11 protein-coding genes are annotated in these 10,781 nt (G+C 56.6%); 4 read left to right on the top strand and 7 right to left on the bottom strand.

The window, feature by feature from the left end; translation table 11 throughout:
- Positions 1-233 precede the first annotated feature (233 nt).
- Genes ACI1P1_RS29595 through ACI1P1_RS29605 form a run of 3 tightly spaced genes read right to left on the bottom strand, consistent with a single transcriptional unit; the run spans position 234 to position 2,545 of the window.
- The gene (locus tag ACI1P1_RS29595; protein ID WP_416220202.1) at positions 234-1,253 is read right to left on the bottom strand and encodes an LLM class flavin-dependent oxidoreductase; all 1,020 of its coding nucleotides are present in this window, start codon (positions 1,251-1,253) and stop codon (positions 234-236) included.
- A 56-nt stretch (positions 1,254-1,309) separates the two neighbouring features.
- Positions 1,310-2,014 (bottom strand): AIM24 family protein, encoded by a 705-nt coding sequence (locus ACI1P1_RS29600; protein WP_416220203.1) that lies wholly within the window; start codon positions 2,012-2,014, stop codon positions 1,310-1,312.
- 48 nt (positions 2,015-2,062) lie between these two features.
- The gene (locus tag ACI1P1_RS29605; protein WP_416220204.1) at positions 2,063-2,545 is read right to left on the bottom strand and encodes a hypothetical protein; all 483 of its coding nucleotides are present in this window, start codon (positions 2,543-2,545) and stop codon (positions 2,063-2,065) included.
- 189 nt (positions 2,546-2,734) lie between these two features.
- On the opposite strand from ACI1P1_RS29605, the gene ACI1P1_RS29610 reads away from it, so the two are divergent.
- Positions 2,735-4,111, top strand: a complete 1,377-nt coding sequence (locus ACI1P1_RS29610) for an RsmF rRNA methyltransferase first C-terminal domain-containing protein (protein ID WP_416220205.1) — start codon at positions 2,735-2,737, stop codon at positions 4,109-4,111.
- Positions 4,112-4,291: 180 nt separating this feature from the next.
- The gene (locus tag ACI1P1_RS29615) at positions 4,292-5,113 is read left to right on the top strand and encodes an NlpC/P60 family protein (RefSeq protein WP_416220206.1); all 822 of its coding nucleotides are present in this window, start codon (positions 4,292-4,294) and stop codon (positions 5,111-5,113) included.
- A gap of 62 nt (positions 5,114-5,175) precedes the next feature.
- On the opposite strand, the gene ACI1P1_RS29620 is transcribed toward ACI1P1_RS29615, so the two are convergent.
- Positions 5,176-6,264, bottom strand: a complete 1,089-nt coding sequence (locus ACI1P1_RS29620; RefSeq protein WP_416220207.1) for a hypothetical protein — start codon at positions 6,262-6,264, stop codon at positions 5,176-5,178.
- Between the two features lie 225 nt (positions 6,265-6,489).
- Between ACI1P1_RS29620 and ACI1P1_RS29625 the strand changes: the two genes are divergently transcribed.
- On the top strand, positions 6,490-6,582 hold the full coding sequence (locus ACI1P1_RS29625; RefSeq protein ID WP_416220208.1) for a YjcZ family sporulation protein: 93 nt from the start codon (positions 6,490-6,492) through the stop codon (positions 6,580-6,582).
- Positions 6,583-6,773: 191 nt separating this feature from the next.
- Here ACI1P1_RS29625 and ACI1P1_RS29630 read toward each other — a convergent pair whose 3' ends face one another.
- The 3 genes from ACI1P1_RS29630 to ACI1P1_RS29640 all read right to left on the bottom strand — a co-directional run bounded on the left by ACI1P1_RS29630 (position 6,774) and on the right by ACI1P1_RS29640 (position 9,859).
- The gene (locus ACI1P1_RS29630; RefSeq protein ID WP_416220209.1) at positions 6,774-7,583 is read right to left on the bottom strand and encodes a Cof-type HAD-IIB family hydrolase; all 810 of its coding nucleotides are present in this window, start codon (positions 7,581-7,583) and stop codon (positions 6,774-6,776) included.
- Positions 7,584-7,652: 69 nt separating this feature from the next.
- Positions 7,653-8,396 carry a pseudouridine synthase gene (locus ACI1P1_RS29635; RefSeq protein ID WP_416220210.1) on the bottom strand — a complete coding sequence of 248 codons (744 nt, stop codon included), beginning with the start codon at positions 8,394-8,396 and terminating at the stop codon, positions 7,653-7,655.
- The gene (locus tag ACI1P1_RS29640) at positions 8,387-9,859 is read right to left on the bottom strand and encodes an RsmF rRNA methyltransferase first C-terminal domain-containing protein (protein WP_416220211.1); all 1,473 of its coding nucleotides are present in this window, start codon (positions 9,857-9,859) and stop codon (positions 8,387-8,389) included. The genes ACI1P1_RS29635 and ACI1P1_RS29640 overlap by 10 nt, the downstream gene beginning before the upstream one ends.
- A 142-nt stretch (positions 9,860-10,001) precedes the next feature.
- Here ACI1P1_RS29640 and ACI1P1_RS29645 point away from each other — a divergent pair, with 142 nt between their 5' ends.
- Positions 10,002-10,496: a thioredoxin family protein gene (locus tag ACI1P1_RS29645; RefSeq protein WP_416220213.1), complete on the top strand. Its 495-nt coding sequence runs from the start codon at positions 10,002-10,004 to the stop codon at positions 10,494-10,496.
- Positions 10,497-10,781: the final 285 nt, after the last annotated feature.

Raw genomic sequence — 10,781 nt, forward strand, 5'->3', positions numbered from 1 at the left:
TCCGTTAGTTTTCAAAAAGGCGGCATTTGGCCGAAATAACGGCGCGGGGGTCCGTTAGCTAGCTGAGCCCGGGGCCAGGACTGTTGAAGTAACCAGCTTTCCGAAGGTTCCGGGGTTCCGGGGTTCCGGGATTCCGGGGTTCCGGGGTTCCGGGGTTCCGGGGTTCCGGGGTTCCGGGGTTCTGGGGGTCCGGGGTTCTGGGGGTCCGGGTTAGCCCCGGGTTCCCTCCCCCGTCAATACCCCTCCTGCACCACCTGGGACAAAAGCTCGTAGGAGCGCAGCCGGGCCTGGTGGTCATAGATTTGACCGGAGGCAATCCATTCATCCGCGCCGGTAAGCTCCTGGATGTACCGCAGCCGTCTCCGCACGGTTTCCTTGTTGCCGATGACAGAATACCGCTGCTGGCTTTCCACCACGGCACGCTCTCTTTCCCCCGGCCAAAGCTCATCCATGGAGTTCACCGGAGGCTCCAGCGGTCCGCCCCCGCCGCGGATCAGACGAAGGAATTGGATCTGCTGGGAGGTGGACAGCCGGTCCGCCTCCTCATCCGTATCGGCAGCGAAGACGTTGATGGCTACCATGGCATGGGGTTTTTCCAGCACCTCCGACGGGGTGAAGCTCAATCGATACAAATCCAGCGCAGGCAATAGATAATCCGGGGCAAAATGGCTGGCAAAAGCAAAGGGCAGACCCAGGCGCCCCGCCAATTCGGCGCTGAACCCGCTAGAGCCCAGGAGCCAGATGGGCACCCGCAGGCCCTTTCCGGGCACGGCCTGCACTCCGACGCTGGTGCCTTCGAAGTAAGAGCGCAGCTCCTCCAGCAGCGCCGGGAAATCCTGGCCCGACGAAGCCAGGCCCCGCCGGATGGCACGGGAGGCCGGCTGGTCGGTGCCCGGCGCCCGGCCAAGACCCAGATCAATCCGTCCCGGATACAGGGACTCCAAGGTGCCGAACTGCTCGGCAATCAGCAGCGGCGCGTGATTAGGCAGCATAATGCCGCCGGAGCCTACCCGGATGCTCGTCGTACCTGCAGCAATGTAACCAATGACCAACGAGGTGGCTGAGCTGGCCACACCCGCCATATTGTGATGCTCCGCCAGCCAATAACGCTTGTATCCCCAGGACTCGGCATGTCTAGCCAAATCCAGGCTGTTATGCAAAGTTTCCGCCACACTGCCGCCCTTCAAAACAGGAGCCAAATCCAACACCGAAACAGGTGTATGATACGCCGCATGTTCAGCTGTTTCCGCCATTTCCGCTCTGCGCCTCCTTTTGATAAATGACCAATACTTTCTTTCATCGAAGTCTCTTATTTAATGAATACCCCACCGAAGGGGATAACCTCCCGCAGAACACGCTTGATCAAACCGTCCTGGCGGTGCTCCTTCTCTAGCTCCGGACCGGCCAGGCTGCCCTGCACCAAGGCTACTCCGCGTCCGGTCATGCTCCAATGGTAATTCATATGCTGGCTGGCCAGATGATTGCCATACACACACAGCTTCAGACTGGCGTTCTCCGGCATAGCCACCACGCAGCGGGCATCCACAAACAGCGGCTCCCGCTCGTCCAGCTCAATTTCATACAAAGGGCCGTAGGTGAGAAGACCCACCAGCCCCTCCCCGGACAGCTTCATTTTCATCCAATCCCGGGTCACCAGCATTTTTTTCAACTGCAGGAGCTTATGCTCCATATGTATGCCTGGAGTATAAAAAAACAGATTGCGGAACTCAAACAGCAAATCGCTGTTGCCTTCAATCGGCAGGGTTTTCAGATAAAAGCCGTGGGGAAGCGCCGTCAGGAATTCGCAGGGGCCGGTCAGGTCCGCCTGGAGCAGCTTCCGTTTGCGGTACATCCCCTTCAGGGTCATAAAACGGTCGGATCTGCCCTGGGGAGCCCCTCTATAGGCGATAATCTGTCCGGGATATAACAAGGATACCCGTTCGCCCGCTCCCAGAAGAAACCGTTCAACCCGGCCGTTTTCGGCATCTCCCGCTTGCTGAGGACCGATGTTCAAAGGGCGCCACCTCCGTTTCCTTCTATATAAGCGCCTTAACCCGCTCTATTAGCGTCTCACCCGGGCACGCATGACATACCGGGCCACCCGGCTGATTCCGAAATATCCGCCCACCAGCAGAACCGCCGTCCAGATGAGACTCTTCACACGGGCTGCCGACCGGGCCCGGGCCTCCTCGGAATCCTTCAGCTCCTCCAGAGTGGCAGCAAGCTGGCGGTTTTGCTCCGCAAGCGCCGCGTTGTCGGTAATGAGCTGCTCCTGGGTTTTGCGGTACTCCTCGGTCAGCTTTTGGGCTTCCTCCGCCCGGCGCCGGGTTTCCTCCAGCTGCTCCACCGTAGCATCGTAGCCGGATTTCATTTCATTATATTGCTCCTTCAGCTTGTCCACTTCGCCAGGCACCTGGAACACATCGCGGACCCGGTCCACCCAACCGGCGTGAGCGGACGGCGGCTCGGCCCCCCACAGTGCCAAACATGCTGCTGCCGCAGCTGCCGCCGCTCCCAGCCGGAGCATCCGGCTTGTTTTGTTCATGGGCTTCCCCTCCTCGGCGCCCGGCTGCATCCATGCAGACCGAAGGTGTATTTTGTCGCTACATGTAGTATACGCGCGTTGGGCTTGAAAGGTTTCCGGCAAGATATTTGTCCTGCCGCTTTGGAAATTGGCCCTTTTTGTATTAGTATGAGTATACGATACTGCAACGCAAGGAGCCACTCAACCAATATGCCTCAAACATTGCCTGAAGATTTTATCCGACAAATGTCAATCCAACTGGGGGATGGGCTGGAGCCCTTCCTGGCCAGCTACGACGCCCCGCGGACCTATGGTTTGCGGGTTCAGCCCCATAAGATTCAACCCGGCAGCCCGCTGCAGGAACGGCTTGCCGCCCTGTTCGGCTTGGAGCCGGTGCCCTGGTGTCCCACCGGCTTTTATTACCGGGAGGATTCCCGGCCGGGCAAACACCCCTTCCATGCCGCGGGCCTGTATTACCTCCAGGAACCCAGCGCCATGTCCTCGGCGGAGCTGCTTTCCCCGCAGCCGGGGGAGACGGTGCTGGATCTGGCCGCCGCACCGGGGGGCAAATCCACCCAGCTGGCTGCCAAGATAGGACCTGAAGGCCTGCTGGTGGCCAATGAAATCCATCCGGCCCGGTCATTGATCCTCGCGGAGAATATCGAGCGGATGGGCGCCGCTAATACGGTAGTGGTCCAGTCTCCGCCGGACAGGCTGGCCCAGCGTTTTCCCCGCTTCTTCGATAAGATCATGCTGGACGCCCCCTGCTCCGGAGAGGGAATGTTCCGCAAGGATGAAACGGCGCAAAAGGAATGGTCGCCTGATCATGTGGACATGTGCGCCGCCAGACAGCTGGATATCTTCCGCTATGCTCTGGCTATGCTCAAAAACGGGGGCGCTATTGCCTACTCCACCTGTACCTTCAACCGCAAGGAAAATGAGGAGCTCATAGAGGCTGTCCTGCAGGAATATCCGGGACTTACCCTCCTCCGCACCGAACGGCTCTGGCCCCACAAAGTCAAAGGGGAGGGCCATTTTGTCGCTGTCCTCCGGCTGGATGGGGAAGAGGCGGAGGAGCTGGAGAGCCGCAAAACCGCAAAGTCAAAGCGGCAGGATAAACCGGCTGTGCCATCCGCCCAAACGGCAGAGGCGTGGAAGCTTTTCCGGGAATTTGCAGAAACGGTGTTCACCTCGAAGGAGCTGCTCCCACCGGGAGAACCTATACTCTTCGGGGAACAGCTGTATTGGCTCCCTTCCGGGCGGGAGGGACGCTTCCGCAGCACCTTGCTTACAGGGCTAAAATCCCCGAGGCCCGGCCTGCATCTGGCCACCATCCGCAAAAAACGGGTGGAACCCGCCCACGCCCTTGCGCTGGCCATGCCGGCTTCCAATTTCCGGCAGACAGTCAGCCTATCGGCTGAGTCGCCGGAGCTGGCCGCTTACCTCCGGGGGGAGGTCCTTCCGACGCCTGCTGATTTGCCTGACGGCTGGGTACCCGTATGTGTGGAAAATTACCCCTTGGGCTGGGCCAAATGTGCTGCCGGCCAGCTCAAAAACCATTATCCCAAGGGGCTCCGTTCCCGCTAAACTGACGGAGTCCACCCGCCTTTTGATGCACGTAAGGATTTTTACCCTTTCGCAATTTCCTTAACCAATATCAGGCAGCGGCATAAGGGATTCCATAATTTATGCGTTGTTCCTGGGCATTCCCCCCCTTATACTGGGTCTACCGGCGAGAAGCCAGTCCAACAAGGGAGGAATCGGATTATGAATAAACGACTTCAGCAGACTGCCCTAGGCGTTGTCCTTCTTTTGGGCGCCCTGGCTCCGGCCCATGCTTTTGCCGCTACCGAATCCGTCTCTGCCACTGCCGCCGTTTCGGCCAAAACCACTGTTGCCGATAAGATTATTGCTTCCGGCAGCAAATACCTGGGAACACCCTATCTGTATGGTGCAGACCCGTCCCAAACCAACAACTTTGACTGCTCCTCCTTTACCTTCCGGGCCTTTATCGAGAACGGCATCAATCTGCCGCGCTCCTCCAATGACCAGATGAAAGAAGGTTTTGCGGTTACCATGGCTACAGCCCAGCCGGGAGACCTTCTGTTCTTCCGGGATACCACCTATCCGGACAGAGCGGGCCACGTGGGGATATACCTGGGCAATAACCAAATGCTGCACGCATCGGCGAGCAAAGGTGTGACCATCACCTCATTGTCCACACCGTATTGGCAAAACCGATTTATGGCTGTGAAGAGAGTCATTCCAATGACCTACACCGTCCAAAGCGGCGATACCATGTGGAAAATCAGCCAGACGACCGGCATTTCCCTGAATAGTCTTCGCACATGGAACTGGAAATCCGTCAAAAACGATGCACTGATGCCGGGAGCGCAGCTGTACATTTCCAACCCGGATCTTCTTATGGGGGATGCCTCTAAGGAAATGCCCCGGTATACCGTACAAAGCGGGGATACCCTCTGGAGCATCAGCCAAAAGCTCTCCGTGACGGTGGATATGCTGAAGGGTTACAACGGCCTGTCTACAGCCGACATTTATCCCGGCCAGATTCTGAAGCTGAATAAATAATTCCATCCACTCTATAAGCAAAAGCCGCGGACCGCTTCCGGTAGGAAGCGCCGCGGCTTTTTTTAATGAAACGGCTCGTTTTCGAACACCACTTCATCAATTGGCTTGTTCCGGGCAAGCATGGTGAAGCTGATCCGGTTATAGTTCTTCTCTTTATCCAGCTCCTGCATAATCAGGGCAGCGATCCGCTCCCGCTCAACGGACTGAACGGAAGAATCCCGGAAGTCGATAAAGCCGGACAGTTGCTTGCGGCTGATGTCTACTGTGGCGGTGCCTATAGGATGGGTCTTGTGACGGTCGTAAATTTCATACGTCAGCATATCCTGATCGTCCCGGGCTAGAGTGACACGGTAGTCCTGTTCGGTTCTTTGGCCTGCATTGCTTCCGGTGAAATCCGCGTTATCCGTCAGATCCTCCTGGGCATAATCTGCAGTCTCCAGAATCGTTCCTTCATACCGGTGGTTCAGCCGGAATCCATCCAGCACACGGTCCTCCAGCTCATCGGCAATGTAGTCGGCCAAGGTGTCCATCTCCTCGGTTCCCGGATCGAACATCCAATGCACATCGGCCACAAGCCCGCCTCCGGTCTCACGGATAATCAGCTCCGCCACCCACTCCCGGCCTTCATCATAGACATGATACTCCGATTGACTTGCTGCAGTCCGGGTGGGGACAAGCTCGTAGAAGACCGGGTCCTCTTCATTGTCATCCTCATCCGCATAACCCATTTCCGCATCGTCCATCCGGAAGGTTTCCGGCTCATAGATATCCCAATCGCCCAACCCGTCCTCGTCATCGGATACCCAAATCACCTCAGGCTCATCCTCATACAGATGAATAGGCTCTTCCGTTTCCCTCTGCCAGGTATCTCCGGACAGAATGTGATGATAGCTGCCCATCGTAACGACAGCTTCATAATCCTCTATGTCCAAAGCACCGGCCAGGTCCCGGATATGGCGATCCACAAACAGGTTGACCTGCTCGGCTTCCCTTCCGTCCAGATGATCCGTCTCCAGCTGCACGGCGCCGGAAAGCCTATCCCCCTCCCGGTAGACCAGCATCAGGGTCCCGGCAAAACGGCCGTTCACTACAATATCACTGACTTCTCCGCCCGCCGTTTTCAGATCCGGCCTGAGCACCACTTCTGCCATGGAGCATCGCCTCCAGCTCGTTATCGGTATTCCTCCATTAAAGAATGCCTACACTGCCCAATTTCTATTCACCCGGGCAAACGTCTAAGACGGCGGAGTTCCCTGCGCATATGATACATTAGACCGACAGACATCAGGGAATAAGAGATACGAATCCTGCCAAGACCGCGCAATGATCGCAAATGAACCAATACAGTCGGTACATTAACCCTAGGAGGAATCATCATGAGCGCAGTAGGCGGCGGCTTCACAACTACAGGTGTTATCCTGGTTCTCTTCATTCTTCTGGTCATCGTTTCCCGTCCGTTCATCTACTAATCCGGCTGGGTTAATCCGATGAGTCTCTGACAGCTTACGGAAATTGCCTTCCCCAAAAAGGAGGCGCCTGTGCGGACGAGATGGTCCTTGCCTGTCAAACCCGTCTGTGCAGCGCCAAAAAAGAACGCCATTCCCCCAGGAAGGCGTTCTTTTTTGTATGTATTGGAAGCGTTCCCGAAGGGTGCCGTTTACTAATTTCCCAGCACATATTCTTCAAGAATGCGGCGCACTGCCTCCTCATTATTGGAGACCGTTACAAGGTCAGCAGCCTCTTTTACCTTAGACGGTGAGTTGGCTACGGCAATGCCCAAGCCGGCGAATTCCAGCATGGCGATATCATTATAATAATTGCCTACGGCCAGCACCTGCTCCCGGGGGACAGCCAGGCTTTCCGCCAGCTTCTTCAACGCGTTTCCCTTGGTTGCTTCGGGATGCATCACATCCACGAAGAAATCTCCGCTGCGGATAGGAGACATCTCACAACCAATCTGCGGCCATTCCGCCTCCAGCCGGTCCATTTGCTCCATGGTGCCGAACATGGTGAATTTTTGGACTGGCTCCTGCAGCAACACCACATCCTCCACCCGGTTGGGGCGGATGCCGTACTTCACATACATATCCTGCTCCCGGGGGGTAATCCGGTCAATATACATCTCGAAGGCGGTGTTGGCATCATAATGGATGCCGGTGCTGCGGCAATACTCCACAAGACCCGCCAAATCATGCATGTGGTAAGCGAAGCTGTGAATCAGGCGCTTGTCCTCCGACATCACCGTAGCGGCGCCGTTATGGGCAATCAGGACTCCCTGGAAGCCAAGCTCCTCCATTAGATAAAAGGAATTGCTGGGCCCTCTTCCGGTGCACAGCACAATGGTGGCCCCGGCCTCATGGGCGAGCCGGACGGCCTCCTTGGTACCATCGGTCAGCTGATGCTCATCATTCAACAGGGTGCCGTCTACGTCAAGGGCAATCAAGCGGTAAGGCTGATCCATCTTTCGCATCTCTCCTCCTGCGGGATGTATGCCTATAAGTACGACACCTTCCCTTTTTCTTAAAATGGGACAATTTTTCTATTCCGGTCTCAAGCCCGTAAGCTCTTCCTCCGTCAGCTCCCGGTAAGCGCCCAACGCCAAGGTGTGGTCCAACGAGAGGGAGCCCATGCTGATCCGCTTCAGATAGACGACCTTCTTGTCCACAGCCTCGAACATACGCTTAACCTGATGGAATTTCCCCTCCATAATGGTCAGCTCGATCCGCGCCTCTGTCCCTGCACCACCGGGCTCGAGAATGTTCAATTGGGCGGGCAGGGTGACATAGCCGTCGTCCAGCCGGACACCTTCACGGAAGGCCTCAGCATCCTCCGCGCCTACCGGGCCGCCGGATACCCGGGCGAAGTAGGTTTTCGGGACATGCTTCTTGGGCGAAAGCAGCTCGTGGGCTAGCTTGCCGTCATTGGTCAGCAGAAGCAAACCCTCTGTATCCTTATCCAGCCTGCCTACCGGAAATAAATCAAAATGGCTGTATTCCCCGCCGATAAGATCCAGCACAGTAGGATCACGGGTGTCCTCCGTTGCGGAGACATAGCCGGGAGGCTTGTGCAGCATCAGGTATACGAATTCCCGGTAAACCACCTTTTCTCCGTCCACCAAAACCTCATCCTGCTCCGGATTAACCTGCTGCCCGCTGTCCTTGGCTTTTTTGCCGTTGACCTGAACCCCGCCGCGCTTAACCAGAAGCTTGATTTCGCTTCTCGTCCCGTAGCCGGAATGGGCCAGAAGCTTGTCCAGCCGCATGGTTTGTTTCACTATACCCATCTCCATCCTGCAGGATATTCATTCTTCAGCATCCCCTGGTTCCATTTGCCCCAGCCCAGAGGAAACCGGTCCACACATACCAGCACATAACCCTTGGAGGAGACGCCGCCGGAGCATTCCAGCTCCGCCTCCGCTACCTCCAGGGTTTCTCCCTTCAGGTAGCGGATCACCCGGGACGAGTCCTGGGGCAAAGCTAATACCCGCCGGGCATCACCGCGGCTTAATCCCATAGCCAGAGCATGGGAGGGTTCGAAGCGCCCGCGCTTCAGCTCACCAGCATACCAGCCGGGCCGGTAGATCTTTAGCTCCGCCACAGGCGGACTTCCCGCTGCGGCCAAATATAACCGCTCCCCGAACATAACCGGCGTTCCCGGCAGCGGCTGCGTCAGGTTATCCTTGACGAATTGCTCCCAAGGAGTCAAATCCGGCGCTGTTGTCCGGGCAGGTGCGGAGCCCTTGCGCCCCTTCGCAGGTTTGCTTTCCAGACGGACCGGTTCCGGTTCCGAGGCAACGGGAGTAGCGTCCTTTTCCAGGACTACGGCAAAATGCCCCTCCCCCTTAATCCGGTGGGGCCACAGCCGCACAGCACCGGCCGTTTGCTCCTCTGCCTCATCAGGCGTGTCCGCGCCTCTGGTTTGCGCCGCCCAATCCGGCCGCCCGGGAACAAAACCGTGAGCCGCCGGAGCAGGCACCACACGGAAGCCGGTATGCTGCCGCAGGAACTCAGCGATCATACTTTCATTTTCCTCCGGGGAAAAGGTGCAGGTGGAGTACACCAAACGCCCTCCCGGAGCCAGCATCGCCGCCGCGTCCCGCAGAATCTCCGCCTGCATGCCCATACAGACAGCGACGGAGTGTTTCTCCCATTGGCGGATCATATCCTCATCCTTGCGGAACATGCCTTCCCCGGAACAAGGGGCATCCACCAGAATTTTATTGAAGGCCTCCGGCCAACGCGCCGCCAGCCGGTCCGGCGTTTCATGGGTCACCATGGCATTGCGGATGCCTGCCAGCTCCACATTTTTCGTTAATGCCTTCACCCGGTCCAGGCTGTTGTCATTGGCGACAAGCCATCCCTGGCCCTGCAGCTTGCCTGCCAGCTGGGTGGTTTTGCCTCCGGGAGCGGCACACAGGTCCAGCACCCGGTCTCCCGGCTGCACGTCCAGAAGCTCTGCCGGAATCATGGCGCTGGGCTCCTGGATATAGTACATCCCGGCATGGTAGTAGGGATGTTTGCCCGGCCTTGCGCTTTCTTCATAATAATAGCCCGTCGGGCACCACGGAACAGGCGCAAGTCTATAGGGCGCCAGCTCCAGGAGTTCCTCCGCCGCCAGCTTCAGCGGATTGCTCCGCAGACCGTAATACCGCTCTTGGCCGAACGAGGCCAGGTACGCCTGGTACTCCTCTTCCCCCAACAGGAGGCGCATCTTCATGCGGAACGCTTCCGGTAAATGGTTGTCCATCTCATCTCACTCTTTTCTTTAAAAAGGAAGCCCGCTTTCATTTGCCAACCCCGAATGGTTCTATGCTATACTATACCAAGAATAAGAGTCAATAACTTGACCAAAGGAACCTTGCAGAGGAGGCGCGTAAACATTGAAGAAGATGATTATATTTCTGGGTATTATTCTTGGTGCGTTTGTTATCCTGTTCTTCGTCAATAAAGCTTCCCTCAAGGCCAAGGACAACAATGTTTATGGTGTCCCTGCATCCCAGTTGAACTCCATGACCGTCAAGCAGCTGGACAATCCCAATTACCAGAACATCATATTGCCCGCTGACCTGACCCAGAAGCTGGCCGATAAAGCCAGTTTGTTCGTCTACTTCTTCTCCCCCACCTGCGTCCACTGTGTCGCTACCACCCCTCATTTAGTACCGTTGACCAAGGAACTGGGTGTGGATATGAAGATGTACAATGTGCTGGAATTTACGCAGGGCTGGTCGGATTACAAGCTGCAATACACCCCTACTTTGGTTTATTACAAGGACGGCCAGGAGGTGGACCGCATTGAAGGCGGCTTCTCCATGGAAAAGAACAAACCGTCTGCCGAGTCCTACGAAAAGTTTAAGGCCTTCCTCAACAAATACAAAGGCTCGTAAAATGACAAACACCGGATACCTGACAGAGGCGTTTTACCCTCTCTGGCGGTCCGGTGTTTTTTTGTGTGCTGGCCGCTGCCGCTGGGAGCACGCTGCCGATTGAATCTGGGTTTTCTCTTCTGGCGATGGCTCGTTGAGCCATGGGTGACCCTAACGAATCTTAGCCACGCTATTTTGCCAATTTGGCTATATTCCCGATCCTAGCTAAGATGAACGTAAACAAAGGGCAGCCCTCCAAATTGCTACTGTCGTAGGTTAAAATGGAAAGTGACCACCACCCATTTC

This window comes from Paenibacillus mesotrionivorans, assembly GCF_046098205.1.
GTDB classification, from domain to species: domain Bacteria; phylum Bacillota; class Bacilli; order Paenibacillales; family NBRC-103111; genus Paenibacillus_AR; species Paenibacillus_AR mesotrionivorans.

Bases quoted from the DNA above. Each gene is read 5' to 3' on its own strand.
- ACI1P1_RS29595 (WP_416220202.1), bottom strand. From the start codon at position 1,253: ATGGCGGAAACAGCTGAACATGCGGCGTATCATACACCTGTTTCGGTG.
- ACI1P1_RS29605 (WP_416220204.1), bottom strand. From the start codon at position 2,545: ATGAACAAAACAAGCCGGATGCTCCGGCTGGGAGCGGCGGCAGCTGCG.
- ACI1P1_RS29610 (WP_416220205.1), top strand. From the start codon at position 2,735: ATGCCTCAAACATTGCCTGAAGATTTTATCCGACAAATGTCAATCCAA.
- ACI1P1_RS29615 (WP_416220206.1), top strand. From the start codon at position 4,292: ATGAATAAACGACTTCAGCAGACTGCCCTAGGCGTTGTCCTTCTTTTG.
- ACI1P1_RS29620 (WP_416220207.1), bottom strand. From the start codon at position 6,264: ATGGCAGAAGTGGTGCTCAGGCCGGATCTGAAAACGGCGGGCGGAGAA.
- ACI1P1_RS29625 (WP_416220208.1), top strand. From the start codon at position 6,490: ATGAGCGCAGTAGGCGGCGGCTTCACAACTACAGGTGTTATCCTGGTT.
- ACI1P1_RS29630 (WP_416220209.1), bottom strand. From the start codon at position 7,583: ATGCGAAAGATGGATCAGCCTTACCGCTTGATTGCCCTTGACGTAGAC.
- ACI1P1_RS29635 (WP_416220210.1), bottom strand. From the start codon at position 8,396: ATGGGTATAGTGAAACAAACCATGCGGCTGGACAAGCTTCTGGCCCAT.
- ACI1P1_RS29640 (WP_416220211.1), bottom strand. From the start codon at position 9,859: ATGGACAACCATTTACCGGAAGCGTTCCGCATGAAGATGCGCCTCCTG.
- ACI1P1_RS29645 (WP_416220213.1), top strand. From the start codon at position 10,002: ATGATTATATTTCTGGGTATTATTCTTGGTGCGTTTGTTATCCTGTTC.